Below are 15,377 nucleotides of genomic sequence, written 5' to 3' on the forward strand. Positions count from 1 at the left end.
CGGGGCGTGCACGGGGCGGGCGTCGGGCGTGCACGGGGCGGGCGCCGGGCGTGCACGGGGCGGGCGCCCACCCTCGGCCGGCTGCCGGTCCGTGTAAGAAAGCACACGGGTACTTCCCAAAGTGATCGTCAATTCTCTTATAGTGACCGGGAATTGTTCGGGAATTGACGGCTCCAGATGCCCCCACGCCCAGAGGACTGACGATTTGCGCCCCTCCCTCCGGCCGGCCGCGCCGACCCTGCTGATCTCGGCGGCCGTCACCGGCCTCCTGTGCGCGGGAGCGGTGGCCGTCGCGCCCGCCTCCGTGCGGGCCCCGCTCGCGTGGGGCTCGGCGGTGGCCGCCGTGCTGCTGACCGCCGCGCTCACCACCGCCGCGTACGCCCTCGACACGGCGCGCCGGCTGCGCGACCGGAACGCCGCGCTCACCACCGAGGCCGCCCGCCGCGCCGCCGACACCGCCCGGACGCTCGCCGAGGCCCGCGCGGAGGCAGCACGCGCCAGGACGGACGCCGACCGGGCCGTCGCCGAGGCCCGCGCCACCGCCGCCCGCGCCGTCGCGGAGGCCCGCGCGGAGGCCGACCGGGCCGTCGCCGAGGCGCGCGCCGAGGCGGAGCGGACCGTCGCCGGGACCCGCGACGAGGCCGAGCGGGCCGTCGCGGAGGCCCGCGCGGAGGCGGCCCGCGCCCGCGCCGACGCGGCGCGCAGCGAGACCAACCGGGCCGCCGCCGTGGCCGCCTGCGCCAACGCGGCCGGCCGCATGCAGGCGCTGGCCACGAGCATGCTCGCCGACCTCCGCGAGATGGAGCACCGGCACGCCGACGAGGACGTGCTCACCGACCTCCTCCACCTCGACCACCGCACCGCCCAGGCGGGCCGCCTCGCCGACTCCGTCGCCGTCCTCACCGGCGCCCGCTCGGGCCGCCGCTGGGCCAGGCCGATCGTGGTGGAGTCCATCCTGCGCGGCGCGATGGGCCGCATCGGCGGCTACCAGCGCGTGCGGCTCCACACCACCAGCGACGCCGCGATCGCCGGCCACGCCGCCGAGGGTGTCATGCACGCCCTGGCCGAACTCCTCGACAACGCGGCGAACTTCTCGCCGCCCACCGCCGAGGTGCACGTGTACGTCGAGGAGGTCCCGGCCGGTCTGGTGATCACCGTCGAGGACAGCGGCCTGGTCATGAGCGACGTCCAGCTGCGCCGCGCCGAGCGGGCCGTCGACCCCGCCGAGGGCACCGACCTGACCGGCCTGTCGGGCACGCGCCTCGGCCTCGCCGTCGTCGGGCGGCTCGCCCGCAAGCACGGCCTGACCGTCTCGTTCCGCCCGTCGGCCCGTGGCGGCACCGGCGCGCTGATGATGGTCCCGCACGAGCTGATCGCCCGTACCCGCCCCGAGGCCCTGCCCGCGCGCCGCGACGCCCTCGAAGCCCCGGCCCGCGAGGACCGCCCCGAGGACCGCGAGCCCCACACGGCCCAGCACCGCCCCGAGGGCCGCGAGCCGGACGAGGACCCGTCGCCCGCGCAGGCCCCCGGCGCCGCCACCACCCCCGGTGACGACGGCCCGTTCCGCGAGCCCCACGAGGTCCACGAGCGCCCCGCGTCCCCCTTCGCCGGCCAGGACGGCACCGGCGCGCGCCCACCCGGCGCCCTGCCCAAGCGCCGCCGGGGCCAGACCCTGGCCGCCGCCCACCCCGAAGGCACCCCCACCACCCCCGCCGAGCCCGCGGACCCCGCCTCGCGGACCCGGTCGGCGTCCCGTTTCAGCAGCTTCCGCCAAGCGGTACGCACCACCACGGAAGGCACCCCCCGATGACCACCGGTACCACCACCGACGAGAAGCTCAACTGGCTGCTGGAGAACCTCCTCCAGCGCACGCCGGGAGCCCGCCACGCGCTCGTGCTGTCCCGCGACGGCCTCAAGCTCTGCCGCACGCCGGAGCTCTCGGTCGACCAGGCCGATCAGCTGGCCGCCATAGCCGCCGGCATCCAGAGCCTGTCCCACGGGGCCTCCATGGAGTTCGGCGACGGGACCGGCGGCGTACGGTCGGCAATGGCGGAGTTCTACGGCGGCGTGCTGCTCATCGTCGAAGCGGGCGAGGGAGCGCACCTCGCGGTGGTCGCCGCCGAGGACTCCGACGTCGGCCTGGTCGGCCACAACATGAGCGAGCTCGTCGAGCAGCTGGGCGAGCACCTGCACGCCGAGCCCCGCACCTCGTGAGTCCGGCGAGCCACAGGGACGAGTCCCCGGACCGGCTGTACACCCTCACCGGTGGCCGCACCCGCTCCGCCCCGGACGCGCCGTTCGACCTGGTGACCCTGGTGGTGGCGGAGTCGGACCCGGCGCCCGGCATGCAGTCCGAGCACGCCGCGATCCTGCGCCTGTGCCGCCGCCCCACGGCGGTCGTCGAGGTGGCGGCCGAACTGGCGCTGCCCGTCGGCATCGTGCGGATCCTCCTCGCCGACCTGCTCGGCACGGGCCGGATCAGCGCCCGCCACCCCCGTACGAGCGGACCGGCCGACCCGTCCGGCTCGTACAGCCTCCCCGACCCCGACATCCTGGAGCAGGTGCTCGTTGGACTCCGCAATCTCTGAACGGACACCGCTCACCAGCACCGCCGACAACGGTCTGAAGATCGTCATCGTCGGCGGTTTCGGTGTCGGCAAGACGACCCTCGTCCGCTCGGTCAGCGAGATACGTCCCCTCAACACCGAGGAGACCATGACCCGTGCGGGCGAGGCCGTCGACGACGTCGCCCAGGTCCACACCAAGACGTCGACCACCGTCGCCTTCGACTTCGGCCGCATCACGCTCGACGCGCACAACGTCCTGTACCTCTTCGGCGCCCCCGGCCAGGAACGCTTCTGGTTCCTGTGGGACCGCCTCTTCGCCGGCACCCTCGGCGCGGTCGTCCTCGTGGACACCCGCCGCCTCGCCGACTCCTGGTACGCGATCGACCGCCTGGAGCACCACGGCATGCCGTTCATCGTCGCCTGCAACGACTTCGGCGGCCCGGCCCACACGGAACAGGAGATCCGCGAGGCGCTCGACCTCGCCGACCACGTACCGCTGGTCGAGTGCGACGCCCGCGACCGCTCGTCCAGCAAGTACGTCCTGATCACCCTCGTCACCCACCTCCAACGCCTGCACGCCCTCCGGGAGACCAGAACATGACCGCCCCCGTGCCCCTGTCCGGGCCCCGGTTCCAGACCGAACCCGCCCAGCTGTACCGGGAGATGCGGCGCGAGCACGGAGCCGTCGCCCCGGTCCTCCTCGACGGCGACGTCCCGGCCTGGCTGGTGCTCGACTACCGCGAACTGCACCAGGTCACCGGCGACCCGGTGCTGTTCAGCCGCGACTCCGACCTGTGGAACCAGTGGGACCGCATCCCCGACGACTGGCCGCTGCTGCCCATGATCGGCCGCAAGCAGCCGTCGATCCTCTACACGGTCGGCGAACGCCACCGCCAGCGCGCCGGCATGATCGCGACGGCGCTCGAATCGGTCGACCCCTTCACCCTGCGCCGGTACGCCGAGGGCTTCGCGGACGGGCTGATCGACGCGTTCTGCGGCAAGGGCGAGGCGGAGCTGATCTCCCAGTACGCCATGCTGCTGCCGGTCCGGGTGCTGGTGAAGATCTACGGCGTGCCCGACGAACAGGGCCCCGGGCTGGTCACCGCGCTCAACGACATGATCGACGGCCGGGAGCGGGCGCTGGACGGCCAGCGGCACCTGGCCGAGGCGGTGTTCGGCCTCCTCGCCGCCAAGCGGGCCGAGCCCGGCGACGACGTGGCCTCCCGCATGCTGGCCGACCCGTCGGGGTTCACCGTCGAGGAGATGGCGCAGGACCTGATGGTCATGATGGCGGCCGGGCACCAGCCGACGGCCGACTGGATCGGCAACTCGCTGCGCCTGATGCTGACCGACGACCGGTTCGCGGCGTCCCTCTCGGGCGGCCGGCACTCCGTCGCCGAGGCCATGAACGAGGTGCTGTGGGCCGACACCCCGACCCAGAACGTGGCCGGCCGGTGGGCGTCGCGCGACACCCACCTGGGCGGGCGGCACATCAAGGCGGGTGACCTGCTGCTGCTCGGCCTGGCGGCCGCCAACGCCGACCCGCAGGTCCACATCGACAACGCGGCCCTCACCGGCGGCAACAGCGCCCACTTCTCCTTCGGCCACGGGGAGCACCGCTGCCCGTTCCCCGCCCAGGAGATCGCCGAGGTCATCGCCCGGACCGGGATCGAGGTGCTGCTGGACCGGCTGCCCGACCTGGACCTGGCGACCGGGGCCGCCGCGCTGACCAGGCGCCCGTCGCCCTGGCTGCGCGGCCTCACCGACCTGCCCGTGACCTTCACCCCGACCCCCGCCCTCGGAGGCACCCCGTGATCCCCGTGAACCCCGCAGCGGAACCCCTCCCCGCCGGCCCCGCGCCCGCCGGCCCCGCGCCCCTCGACCCCATCCCGCTCGACCCCTTCGTCACCGACCTCGACGGCGAGAGCGCGGCCCTGCGCGCGGCCGGACCGCTCGCCCGGGTCGTCCTGCCGGGCGGGGTGCCGGTGTGGGCGGTGACGCGCCACGCCGAGGCGCGGGCGCTGCTCACCGACAAGCGGCTGGTGAAGGACATCGGGGTGTGGGGCGCCTGGCGGCGCGGCGAGATACCGCCGGACTGGCCGCTGATCGGCCTGGCCAACCCCGGCCGGTCCATGCTGACCGTGGACGGCGAGGACCACCGCAGGATGCGGGCCCTGGTGGCGCAGGCCCTCACCCCGCGCCGGGTGGAGCTGATGCGGGACCGGATCACCGAGCTGACCGAGGGCCTGCTGGACGGGCTGGCCGCGTACGGGCCGGAGGAGACGGTCGACCTCAAGGCCGCGTTCGCCTACCCGCTCCCGATGTACGTGATCAGCGACCTGATGGGCATCGACCCGGCGGACCACCCGCGCCTGAAGGTGCTGTTCGACCGGTTCTTCTCCACCCAGACGCCGCCGGAGGAGGTCGTGGCGACCCTGGGGGAACTGGCGGAGATGATGGGGAAGGTGGTGGCCGCCCGCCGCGCGGAGCCCGGCGACGACCTCACCAGCGCGCTGATCGCCGCCTCCGAGGACGGCGACCACCTCACCGACGAGGAGATCGTCTCCACCCTCCAGCTGATGGTGGCGGCCGGACACGAGACCACGATCTCGCTGATCGTCAACGCCGTCGTCAACCTGTCCGCCCACCCCGGACAGCTCGCCCTCGTCCGTTCCGGTGAGGCGGGCTGGGACGCCGTCGTCGAGGAGACCCTGCGGTTCTCCACCCCCACCTCCCACGTCCTGATCCGGTTCGCGACGGAGGACGTCGAGGTCGCCGGCCGGACGCTGCCCGCAGGGGACGCGCTGATCGTGTCGTACGGGGCGATCGGCCGCGACGAGGAGCAGCACGGCCCGACGGCCGGCGTCTTCGACATCACCCGCTCCCCCAACCGGCACATCTCCTTCGGGCACGGGCCGCACGTCTGCCCGGGGGCGGCGCTCTCCCGGCTGGAGGCGGGGGTCGCCCTGCCGGCGCTGTACGCGCGCTTCCCCTCCCTCACCCTCGCGGTGCCCGCCGCCGAACTGCGCCACAAGCCGGTGGTCACGCAGAACGACCTCTTCGAACTGCCCGTCCGGCTGGGTCCGGCCCGCCGCTGAACCTGCCGATCTGTGTCTCATCGGACGGACACGGTCCTCGACCGTGTCCGTGAGCGGCTAGGCTCCGATGCGTGGCTGAGATCCGGATTCCCGCTGACATCAAGCCCGCCGACGGCCGTTTCGGCGCGGGCCCCTCCAAGGTGCGTACGGAGGCGCTGGACGCCCTGGCCGCCACCGGCACCTCCCTCCTGGGCACCTCCCACCGCCAGGCTCCGGTCAAGAACCTGGTCGGCGAGGTCCGCGCGGGAGTGCGCGACCTGTTCTCCCTCCCCGAGGGCTACGAGGTGATCCTCGGCAACGGCGGCTCCACCGCCTTCTGGGACATCGCGACCCACGGGCTGATCGAGAACAAGTCGCAGCACCTGACCTTCGGCGAGTTCTCGTCCAAGTTCGCCAAGGCGTCGAAGCTGGCCCCATGGCTGGCCGAGCCGACCGTCATCTCCTCCGAGCCGGGTACGCACCCGGAGCCGGCGGCCGAGGCGGGCGTCGACGTCTACGCGTTCACGCACAACGAGACATCCACCGGTGTCGCCGCGCCCGTCAGGCGCGTCGAGGGCGCCGACGAGGGCGCGCTGGTCCTGGTGGACGCGACCTCCGGCGCCGGCGGCCTCCCGGTCGACATCACCGAGTCGGACGTCTACTACTTCGCCCCGCAGAAGTCCTTCGCCTCCGAGGGCGGCCTGTGGATCGGCGTGTTCTCCCCGGCGGCGCTGGAGCGGGCCGCCCGGGTCCACGCGTCGGGCCGGCACATCCCGGAGTTCTTCTCCCTGCCGACCGCGATCGACAACTCGCTGAAGAACCAGACGTACAACACCCCGGCCCTCTCCACGCTGTTCCTGCTGAACGAGCAGCTGAAGTGGATCAACGGCCAGGGCGGCCTGGACTGGTCGGTGCGCCGCACGGCGACCTCCGCGCGGACGCTGTACGGCTGGGCCGAGGAGTCCAAGTACGCGACGCCGTTCGTGGCGGACCCGGCGAAGCGCTCGCAGGTCATCGGCACGATCGACTTCTCCGACGAGATCGACGCGGCGGCGGTCGCCAAGGTGCTGCGCGCCAACGGCATCGTGGACACCGAGCCCTACCGCAAGCTGGGCCGCAACCAGCTGCGCGTCGCGATGTTCCCGGCGATCGACCCGGCGGACGTCGAGGCGCTGACGGCCTGCGTCGACCACGTGATCGAGAAGCTGTAGTCAGCGGTACGCCAGTGAAGGGCCCCGTCCCCCCGAGGGACGGGGCCCTTCCGCGTGCGGCCCGGTCGGGTGAGGGACGCGGCCCTTCCGCCTGCGGCCGATAACCGCTCTATCCGCCGCCGCCGCGGGTCCCTACCATCCGTAGCACCCCGGAGGCACTGCCCCCGGATGTGGTTGACATGTGCACAACATCCACGGTTGGACCCCCCACTTCGACCGGCAACCGATCGGAGATCCATGTCCAGAAGACCCCGAGCCCTGCTCGCCGGAGCGGCGCTCTCCACGGCCGTGGCGACGACCGTCCTCGCACCCACCCCCGCCTCGGCGGGCATCGTCGCCCCGCCCGACAAGATCGTCATCGAGATCGCGACCGTCAACGGTTCCGGTTGCCCCCAGGGCACGGCCGCCGTCGCCGTGGCCCCGGACAACACCGCCTTCACCGTGACGTACAGCGACTACCTCGCCCAGGTGGGCGTGGGCGCGAAGCCGACCGACTTCCGCAAGAACTGCCAGCTCAACCTGATCGTCCACGTCCCCGGCGGCTTCACCTACGCCGTCGCCAGCGCCGACTACCGGGGCTACGCCAAGCTGGAGCGGGGCGCCACCGCCGTACAGAAGGCGTCCTACTACTTCCAGGGCTCCCCCGACACGGCCCAGGCCAGCCACCCCTACCAGGGCCCGTACGACAACAACTGGCAGGCCACCGACCAGACCGACTGGGGGCAGCTGGTCTGGGCGCCCTGCGGCGCCAAGCGGAACTTCAACATCAACACCGAACTGCGGGTCAGCGCGGGCACCTCCGACCCCACGAAGACCAACAGCTTCATCGCCATGGACTCCACGGACGGGGACATCAAGACGGTCTACCGCCTGGCATGGAAGGAGTGCCCGAAGTAGACCCCCGGTGACCGGGTGGGCCCGCGCCCCCTCCGCGGGCCCACCCTCCGGCCGGGTGCTACCGGCTCAGCCGCTGGAAGCGCCGTACCGCCAGGGGCAGGAACACCGCGGTGATCACCACGGGCCACACCACGGCCATCAGGACGGCGTGCTGCTCGACCCAGCTGCCGCCCCCGGCCCCGGGGTTGCCGAACAGCTCGCGGGTCGCCGCCGCGGTGGAGGAGATGGGGTTCCAGGCGGCGACGGCGCCCAGCCAGTCGGGCATCGTGCCCGGCTGGACGAACACGCTGGAGATCATGGTGAGCGGGAAGGCCACCGCGAACAGCCCGCCGGCCGCCTCCGGGTCCGGGACCAGCAGCCCCAGCCAGATGCCGACCCAGGTCAGGCAGTAGCGCAGCAGGAGCAGCAGGCCGAAGGCCGCCACGGTGCCGAGGAACCCGCCGTCCGAGCGCCAGCCCATCACGAACGCCGTCGCCGCCAGGATGGTCAGCTCGGCGCAGGCGATGATCACGTCGGTGGCTCCGCGGCCGGTGACCACCGCGGACGGCGCCATGGGCATCGAGCGGAACCGGTCGATGACGCCCTTGTTGGCGTCGGTGACCACGGCGGTCGCGGTGTTGATGAACCCGAAGGCCATCGTCATCACGAACATGCCCGGCATCAGGAAGTCGCGGTAGTCGGCCGCCCCGCCGCCGCCCGGCGGCTTCATCGCGCCGCCGAACACGTACCCGTACAGCAGGACCGACAGGATCGGGAAGCCGAGCTGCCAGGCGATGTAGACGGGCTTGCGGCGGTAGTGGGTGAGCTGCCGGCGCACGATGTTCCCGCAGTCGGCGAGCGCCCAGTACAGCCGGCCGCGCCCGGCGACGGGCTGGAGGGTGCTGGTCATACGGCCACCGCCTCCTTCTCCTCCTCGGTCGCGTGACCGGTCAGGCGCAGGAACACGTCGTCGAGGCTCGGCCTGCGCAGCCCGATGTCCTCGACCTGGACGCCCTCGTCCTGGAGGGTCCGGGCCACCTCGGTGAGCGCCGTGACCCGGTCGGCGACCGGCGCGTGGACGCGCCGCGCCTCCTCGACCACGCGCGGCTCGCCGCTGCACACCCGGGCCACGGCCCTGGCGACGTGCGCGAGGTCGGCCGGGTCGGCGGCGACGACCTCGATGCGGTCGCCCCCGACCCGGTCCTTCAGCGCCTCGGGGGTGTCGTCGGCGATGGCGCGGCCCCGGTCGATCACGGTGACGCGGGAGGCCAGCTTGTCGGCCTCCTCCAGGTACTGCGTGGTGAGCAGGACGGTGGTGCCGCTCGCGACCAGGTCGCGCACCGCGTCCCACACCTCGCCCCGGCCGCGCGGGTCGAGGCCGGTCGTCGGCTCGTCGAGGAACAGCACGCGCGGGGCGAGGATCATCGAGGCGGCGAGGTCCAGGCGGCGCCGCATGCCGCCGCTGTACCCCTCGACGCCCTTGTCGGCGGCCTCCGTCAGCCCGAACCGCTCCAGCAGCTCGGCGGCGCGGGCGCGGGCCCCGCGCCCGCCGAGGTGGAACAGCCGGCCGAACATCTCCAGGTTCTGCCGGCCGGTCAGGATCTCGTCCACCGCCGCGTACTGGCCGGTGAGGCCGATCAGGGCGCGCACGCGGCGGGGGTCGCGGGCCACGTCGACGCCGGCGACCTCGGCGCGGCCGCCGTCGAGCCGGCGCAGCGTGGCCAGCACGCGCACGGCGGTGGTCTTGCCCGCCCCGTTGGGGCCGAGGAGGCCGTGGACGGTGCCGGGCCGCACCGCCAGGTCGAATCCGTCGAGCGCGCGTTTCTCCCCGTACCGCTTCTCCAGGCCCTCGGCCCGTACCGCCCAGTCGTCCATGACGCCCTCCCCTGAAACCGAGTACACCGTACTCACCGGAGCGTACACCGTACCCAGTTCTCGTCCAGTGATTTACGCTGACGCCATGACCAGGGACAGCACGACGGCGACGAGCGGCAGCGGTGACATCGTCCGCAGCCTGGACCTGCTCTGGGGCACCGGCGAGGCCCCCTCCCGGGGCCCACGGCGCGGCCTGACCGTCGACCGGATCGTCGCCGCCGCCGTGGAGGTCGCCGACGCGGAGGGACTCGACGCCGTCTCGATGCGGCGGCTCTCCGCCGACCTGGGCGTCGGGACGATGTCGCTGTACCGGTACGTCCCCGGCAAGGCCGAACTGCTGGACCTGATGCTCGACCGCGTACGGGGCCTGATGCTCGACCCCCGGCCGTCCGCGCCCTGCGACTGGCGGGCCGCCGTCGACGCGCTGGCCCGCGCCGAACTGGACCTCCACCGCCGCCACCCCTGGCTGCTCAAGGTCAACCAGACCCGCACCGTGCTGGGCCCCAGCGCCCTGCGCGGCCTGGAGCACGCCCTGCTGGGCCTGAAGGGCATGGGCCTGACCGACCCGGAACTCATCTCCGTGATCATCGCCGTCCAGAGCTTCGTCTCCGGCATCGCGCGCATGGAGGCCGAGGCGGTCGAGGCGGCCAGGGAGACCGGGGTCAGCGACGAGGAGTTCTGGACCCGGCAGGAGCCCTACCTCGACCGCGCGATGCGCACCGGCGACTACCCCCTGACGGCCGCGCTCTCCCCGGACGCCTTCTCCGCCGACTTCGACCACTTCGCGTTCGGTCTGCGGGCCCTGCTGGGCGGCTTCGAGACGATGGTGGCCGAAGCGGCCGGGCGGTAACGGCGGGCGGTACGGCCGGAGACCCGCGGCACGACGACGGCGGCCTGCCGGCCTGCCTGTCCGCGGTGACGGCGACGGCGACGGGCGCGGGGTGCGATGTTCGGGCGGCGCTCATACGGGGGGTTCGCGCGGCCCGTCATCCGTACGACAGCAGCCACCCGGCACGACGCACGACCACGAGGGGGAAGTCATGATCAGCGACACCCGCACGTCCGCCCGGGCCGACCGGCGGACGCGCCCGCGCAGGCCGTTGACCGCGGTCCTGGCCACGGCGCTGATGGCCGGCGCACTGGGGTTCCTCAGCCCCGCACCGGCCGCGCACGCGGCGGCGTCCGACTGCGAGGGCGGGCGCAACGGCTTCGTCGACATCTCCGACGAGGCGTACGACATGCAGGCCCGCGCCGTCACGCTGTGGGGCGAGGGCATCAACATCAGCGTGCAGTACGGCAACATCAACGGCGTCCAGCGCGGCTGGGCCCGCATCGCCGGTGACGTCCAGGCGGGCAACTCGGTGTGGCTGGACTGGTCGAGGGACGGCGGCCGTACCTGGCTGCAGTGCGGGCCCTTCACCTCCCGCAACGGCGAGAACAAGACCAGTGCCGCGCAGCGCACCAGCACCGATGCGAACTGGAAGTTCCGGGCCTGCGGCTCCACCCGCACCGGCATCCACTGCACCGACTGGTGGTGACCGGGCGCCCCACCGTCCCGGCCCTCCGACGCCCGCCGGCCATCCGGGTGCGGGCGGGAGGGCCGGGTGGCATCCCGGCGATCAGCCCTGCGCGATCAGCCCCGCGCGGTCAGTTCTGCGCGATCAGCCCTGCGCGGTCAGTTCTGCGCGATCGGTACGGCCCGTCCCGTGACCCGGACCCGGTCGTCCTCCGGGGACACACCGAGCAGCAGGTCGCTCGGCCGGCCCATGTCCTCGCCCTGGCGGATCGCGATCGTCGCCGGCCGGGCCACCAGGCCCAGCGCCCGGAGGTAGCCGCCCAGCGCCGCCGCGGCCGCCCCGGTGGCGGGATCCTCCACGACACCGCCGACCGGGAAGGGATTGCGGGCGTGGAACCGCTCCGGCGCCTCGCGCCACACCAGGTTCACCGTGGTCCACCCGTGCTCCCGCATCACCGCGGCCAGGGCGTCGAAGTCGTACGCCAGGTCCGCCAGGCGCTCCCGCGAGGCGGCGGCCAGCACCAGGTGGTCGTTGCCCCCGAACGCGACGTGCGGCGGAAGATCCGGGTCGAGGTCGGCGGCGGACCAGCGCAGCGCGCCCAGCGCGGCGTCCAGCGCGGCGCTCCCGGCCGGCCCGCTGCGGGTGGGGACACTGGTGAGCGTGGCCAGGACCGCGCCCGTGCCGTCCTCGGCCGTGGCCACCGGGATCTCGCCCACGGGGGTGTCGAGCAGCAGATCGCCCACCCCGAGCCGCTCGGCGAGCGCGACGGCGAGCGCGATCGTGGCGTGGCCGCAGAAGGCCACCTCCGCCAGCGGGCTGAAGTAGCGGACCCCGAACCTCCGCGCGGCGTCGTCGCGGCTCGTGACGAACGCGGTCTCCGAGTACCCGAGGGCGGCGGCGACCGCGAGCATCTCCGCCTCGCCGAGCCCGCCGGCGTCGAGGACGAGGCCGGCGGGGTTGCCGCCGCCGGGGTCACTGGTGAAGGCGGCGTAGCGCAGGGGAACTCCGGTGCTGGTCATGCGTCCATGCTGACGCCCGCAGAGGTATCGCGTCCAACGATGCTTTTCGATGACCCCCATGCGGAAAACGCATAGCCTGTCGGTGTGGACACCCGGCTGCTGCACACCTTCACCGTCCTCGCCCGCACCGGCAGCTTCACCGCCGCCGCGGCCGAACTGCACGTCGCGCAGTCCACGGTGACCGTGCAGATCCGCGCCCTGGAGCGGGAGCTCGGCGTCCCGCTCTTCGACCGCCTCCCCACCGGCGCGCTGCTCACCGACGCGGGGCGGCGCCTGCTGGAGGAGGCCGGGAACGTCCTCGACGCGGTGGCGAGGCTGCGGGCCGCGGCGCGCCCCGACGGCGCCGTGCGGGGACAGGTCGCCGTGGGCACCCCCGAGTCGCTGTGCTCCACCCGGCTGCCGGGCGTCCTGACCGCCCTGCGCGCCCGGCACCCCGAGGTCGACGTCCACCTCCACGCCGCCGGCACCGCGCAGTGCGTCGAGGGTTTGCGGTCCGGCCGCCTCGACGTGGCGCTGCTGCTGGAGGACGGGGCCGACTTCCCTGACGTCATGTCCGAACCGATCGCCCACGAACCCCTGGCCCTCCTGTGCGCCGCGAACCACGCGCTGGCCTCGCGGACGCGCCCGGCGTCGTGGGAGGACCTGGCGGCGGAGAACTTCTTCCTGCTGGAGCAGGGCTGTTCCTACAGCGACGAGCTGGAGCGGCGGCTGCTCGCCGTTCCCGGGGCCCGGCCCCGGCTCACCCGGTTCGGGAGCGTCGACGCGGCCCGCAACTGCGTCGCCGCCGGCCTGGGTCTCGCCCTGCTGCCGCTCACGACGGTGGAGGACCAGCTGCGGCAGGGGCGCCTGGCACGGGTGCCCGGTCCGCGCTTCCCCGACGTCCCGCTGCGGCTCGCCCGCCACCGCCGGCGGTGGGTCGCCCCGGCCGCGGAGGCGTTCGCGCGCGAGGCGGTACGGCACTTCACCGGCTGACGCCCCGCCCCGTCGAGGACCACCCGGCCCCGCGCGGCCATCCCGCCGCGCCCGCCGCCCTTCCGCCGTGCGTCAGCCCCGCCGCCGCGCCCGCCGCCACAGCAGGGCCAGCCCGGCGGCGCCCGCCAGCACCAGCGCGCCCGTCGTGGCGTTCCCCCCGCCGCCCTCGGCCGCGCCCTCGCGGCCCTCCGCCCCCGGCGTCGCACCGCTCGTGCCCGGGGCGGAGGAACCCCCGCCGCTCGGCACCGGGCGCGCCCCCTCCACGGGCACCCGCACGACCTCGCTGCCCGCGCCCTCCGAGCCGTACATCAGCGCCGAACCGTCCGCCGTGTACGTCACCGACTCCGACTGGCGCATGATCGGCGCGTTCAGCCGCTTCTCGGCGCCGGGCCGTCCGTCCTTCCACGCGTACGCCCGCGCGCTGAAGTAGCCGCGCAGCACCAGCTCGTCGCCGTCCGGCGAGAACGCCCCGTCCGTGACCCACGGCACCTCGCCGATCCGCCGGAACACGTTCGGGCCGCCCGTGCTCAGCCGGGCCGGGCCTTCGTACAGGCCCCCGCCGTCCTCGTTCTTCGACGCGATGTAGACCCGCCCCGTCGTGGGGTGGACCATGAGCGCCTCGGCGTTCCTCGGCCCGTCGGCGTAGGTGACCGTGTACTGGGTGGCGTCGACGGTCTGGTCCCGCAGCCGCTCAGGCTCCGGGAAGCGGTAGATCCACACGTGCTGCCAGGACCCGTCAAGGTTGTCGCCGATGTCCCCCACGTACACCGCCCCGTCCGCGCCGACCGAGATGGCCTCCATGTCGCGCGGCGTACCGACCCCGCGCAGCGTGACGGTGGCGACGGTCTTCCCCGTCCGGGAGTCCACCGCGAACACCCGGGGCTGGTCCTGGTCGTTGTGCGTCCAGTAGATCCCGGGGTGGGCGCGGCTCGCGGCGAGGCCGCTGGACTCGGTGATCCGGGGGTCCTCGACGGTGAACCCGTCGTCCTCACCCGCCGCCGCGGCGGGGGCCGCGGACAGCACCACCGCGGCGACGGCCGCTCCCAGGGTCGTACGCAACGAACGCATGCCACCAGTGTCCATGGTCACATCGCACACCTGAGCCCCGGTCGGCGATGATGACCCCCATGCGTTTCATGTTCGTCGGCGACTCCATGACCATCGGACGCGCCGGCGACTACACCTGGCGCTACCGCATGTGGCAGCACCTCGAAGCGACCGCCGCCGGCTCCTACGAGATCGTCGGCCCGCGCACGGAGCTGTACGAGGCGACCGCCGACGCCCCCGTGTCCCACGCGTACGCCGACCCCACCTTCCCGGCGGACGCCCGCAGGCACCTGGCCGGCTGGGGTGAGGGCTGGCTGCACATGGCGCCGCTGATCGGCGGGGCGGTCGCAGAGACGCAGGCGGACGTGCTCCTGGTGTCCCTGGGGCTGATAGACCTCGGCTTCTACACCAACAGCGACCAGACGTCCGAGAACGTCCACGCCTTCGCCGCCGCGGCCCGCGCCGCGAACCCGCGTGTCCGGGCCGTCCTGCTCCCCGTGATCCCCAACGTGCGCGCCCAGTACGACGCCCCCTTCGCCGCCGAGTGCGCCCGCTTCAACGAGCTGCTCGCCAAGGCCGTGGCCGACCTCGACGAGCCGGGCTCCCCCCTGCTGCTGGCCTCGGTGCCGGAGTCGTACGACATCGCCACCGACACCTACGACGGCACGCACCCCGGCCCCTCCGGCGAGCACAAGCTCGCGGCCGCCTTCGCGACGGCGATGCACCAGGCATGGGGTCTGGGCGGGCCGTACGCCCCGTAGCCGGCGCCGACCGGGGCCGGACCGCCCTCACCGCACCGCACGGCCGACCATCTCGTGCAGCAGACCCGGCTCCACGAACGGCACGTCCGCCGTGGGCCGCGACCTCCAGTCCAGCGGCCACGTCAGCCCGTGGAGCGCCGGGATCCCCACGAACGCGGCACTCCGACCGCTCCGGCTCAGCGCCCGCGCCCCGGCCGGCCACGCGTACCCGGCCGCCGTCCGCGGCGGCAGCAGGAAGTACACGTTCCGCTCCCCCGCCAGCTCCCGGACGATCGGCCCGGCCTCGAAGTGGGTGAACTCCATGAGCATGTAGGCCACTTCCTCACCGAGAAGCCCCCTGATGCGTACGGCGTCGAAGTGGATGCCCGCGTGCCGCAGGGCGTGCCCGGATGCGGGGATCCAGGACGTATCCCCATGGGGTGAGTTGCACGGATTCATGCGGCCAGCTTCGCGGT

At 73.9% G+C, this 15,377-nt stretch carries 17 protein-coding genes; 12 read left to right on the top strand and 5 right to left on the bottom strand.

The features are described from left to right. Window positions 1-205 precede the first annotated feature (205 nt). The 8 genes from A4V12_RS02260 to A4V12_RS02295 all read left to right on the top strand — a co-directional run bounded on the left by A4V12_RS02260 (window position 206) and on the right by A4V12_RS02295 (window position 7,752). Complete coding sequence (locus A4V12_RS02260) at window positions 206-1,810, top strand: ATP-binding protein (protein WP_064067466.1); 1,605 nt, start codon at window positions 206-208, stop codon at window positions 1,808-1,810. Further along, complete coding sequence (locus A4V12_RS02265) at window positions 1,807-2,214, top strand: roadblock/LC7 domain-containing protein (protein ID WP_064067467.1); 408 nt, start codon at window positions 1,807-1,809, stop codon at window positions 2,212-2,214. The genes A4V12_RS02260 and A4V12_RS02265 overlap by 4 nt, the downstream gene beginning before the upstream one ends. Continuing rightward, complete coding sequence (locus A4V12_RS02270; protein WP_064067468.1) at window positions 2,211-2,588, top strand: DUF742 domain-containing protein; 378 nt, start codon at window positions 2,211-2,213, stop codon at window positions 2,586-2,588. The genes A4V12_RS02265 and A4V12_RS02270 overlap by 4 nt, the downstream gene beginning before the upstream one ends. Next, entirely contained in the window at window positions 2,569-3,168 is a 600-nt protein-coding gene (locus A4V12_RS02275) for a GTP-binding protein (protein WP_064067469.1), read from the top strand. The genes A4V12_RS02270 and A4V12_RS02275 overlap by 20 nt, the downstream gene beginning before the upstream one ends. Continuing rightward, complete coding sequence (locus A4V12_RS02280) at window positions 3,165-4,382, top strand: cytochrome P450 (protein ID WP_064067470.1); 1,218 nt, start codon at window positions 3,165-3,167, stop codon at window positions 4,380-4,382. The genes A4V12_RS02275 and A4V12_RS02280 overlap by 4 nt, the downstream gene beginning before the upstream one ends. A 71-nt stretch (window positions 4,383-4,453) precedes the next feature. Then, the gene (locus A4V12_RS02285) at window positions 4,454-5,665 is read left to right on the top strand and encodes a cytochrome P450 family protein (protein WP_064067634.1); all 1,212 of its coding nucleotides are present in this window, start codon (window positions 4,454-4,456) and stop codon (window positions 5,663-5,665) included. 71 nt (window positions 5,666-5,736) lie between these two features. Continuing rightward, window positions 5,737-6,855: a phosphoserine transaminase gene (gene serC, locus A4V12_RS02290; RefSeq protein ID WP_064067471.1), complete on the top strand. Its 1,119-nt coding sequence runs from the start codon at window positions 5,737-5,739 to the stop codon at window positions 6,853-6,855. 237 nt (window positions 6,856-7,092) lie between these two features. Beyond that, window positions 7,093-7,752: a DUF4360 domain-containing protein gene (locus A4V12_RS02295; RefSeq protein ID WP_064067472.1), complete on the top strand. Its 660-nt coding sequence runs from the start codon at window positions 7,093-7,095 to the stop codon at window positions 7,750-7,752. Window positions 7,753-7,810: 58 nt separating this feature from the next. On the opposite strand, the gene A4V12_RS02300 is transcribed toward A4V12_RS02295, so the two are convergent. Further along, complete coding sequence (locus A4V12_RS02300) at window positions 7,811-8,641, bottom strand: ABC transporter permease (RefSeq protein WP_064067473.1); 831 nt, start codon at window positions 8,639-8,641, stop codon at window positions 7,811-7,813. After that, complete coding sequence (locus A4V12_RS02305) at window positions 8,638-9,606, bottom strand: ATP-binding cassette domain-containing protein (RefSeq protein ID WP_064067474.1); 969 nt, start codon at window positions 9,604-9,606, stop codon at window positions 8,638-8,640. Before A4V12_RS02305 ends, A4V12_RS02300 begins: the two co-directional genes overlap by 4 nt. An 85-nt stretch (window positions 9,607-9,691) precedes the next feature. Between A4V12_RS02305 and A4V12_RS02310 the strand changes: the two genes are divergently transcribed. Both A4V12_RS02310 and A4V12_RS02315 read left to right on the top strand, forming a co-directional pair. Continuing rightward, window positions 9,692-10,456, top strand: coding sequence for a TetR/AcrR family transcriptional regulator (locus tag A4V12_RS02310; RefSeq protein ID WP_064067475.1), 765 nt, complete (start codon window positions 9,692-9,694; stop codon window positions 10,454-10,456). 190 nt (window positions 10,457-10,646) lie between these two features. Beyond that, window positions 10,647-11,144, top strand: a complete 498-nt coding sequence (locus tag A4V12_RS02315) for a hypothetical protein (RefSeq protein ID WP_064067476.1) — start codon at window positions 10,647-10,649, stop codon at window positions 11,142-11,144. A gap of 137 nt (window positions 11,145-11,281) precedes the next feature. On the opposite strand, the gene A4V12_RS02320 is transcribed toward A4V12_RS02315, so the two are convergent. After that, entirely contained in the window at window positions 11,282-12,142 is an 861-nt protein-coding gene (locus A4V12_RS02320; RefSeq protein WP_064067477.1) for a PhzF family phenazine biosynthesis isomerase, read from the bottom strand. A gap of 84 nt (window positions 12,143-12,226) precedes the next feature. Between A4V12_RS02320 and A4V12_RS02325 the strand changes: the two genes are divergently transcribed. Further along, complete coding sequence (locus A4V12_RS02325) at window positions 12,227-13,114, top strand: LysR family transcriptional regulator (protein ID WP_064067478.1); 888 nt, start codon at window positions 12,227-12,229, stop codon at window positions 13,112-13,114. A 72-nt stretch (window positions 13,115-13,186) separates the two neighbouring features. Here the strand turns inward: A4V12_RS02325 and A4V12_RS02330 are convergent, their stop codons facing one another. Next, entirely contained in the window at window positions 13,187-14,182 is a 996-nt protein-coding gene (locus tag A4V12_RS02330) for a hypothetical protein (RefSeq protein ID WP_079136750.1), read from the bottom strand. Between the two features lie 59 nt (window positions 14,183-14,241). Between A4V12_RS02330 and A4V12_RS02335 the strand changes: the two genes are divergently transcribed. After that, window positions 14,242-14,922 carry a GDSL-type esterase/lipase family protein gene (locus A4V12_RS02335; protein ID WP_064067479.1) on the top strand — a complete coding sequence of 227 codons (681 nt, stop codon included), beginning with the start codon at window positions 14,242-14,244 and terminating at the stop codon, window positions 14,920-14,922. Between the two features lie 27 nt (window positions 14,923-14,949). Here the strand turns inward: A4V12_RS02335 and A4V12_RS02340 are convergent, their stop codons facing one another. Continuing rightward, the gene (locus A4V12_RS02340; protein ID WP_064067480.1) at window positions 14,950-15,360 is read right to left on the bottom strand and encodes a hypothetical protein; all 411 of its coding nucleotides are present in this window, start codon (window positions 15,358-15,360) and stop codon (window positions 14,950-14,952) included. Window positions 15,361-15,377: the final 17 nt, after the last annotated feature.

The sequence above is a fragment of the Streptomyces noursei genome (assembly GCF_001646665.1).
In the GTDB taxonomy this organism is placed as follows: Bacteria; Actinomycetota; Actinomycetes; order Streptomycetales; family Streptomycetaceae; genus Streptomyces; species Streptomyces lavendulocolor.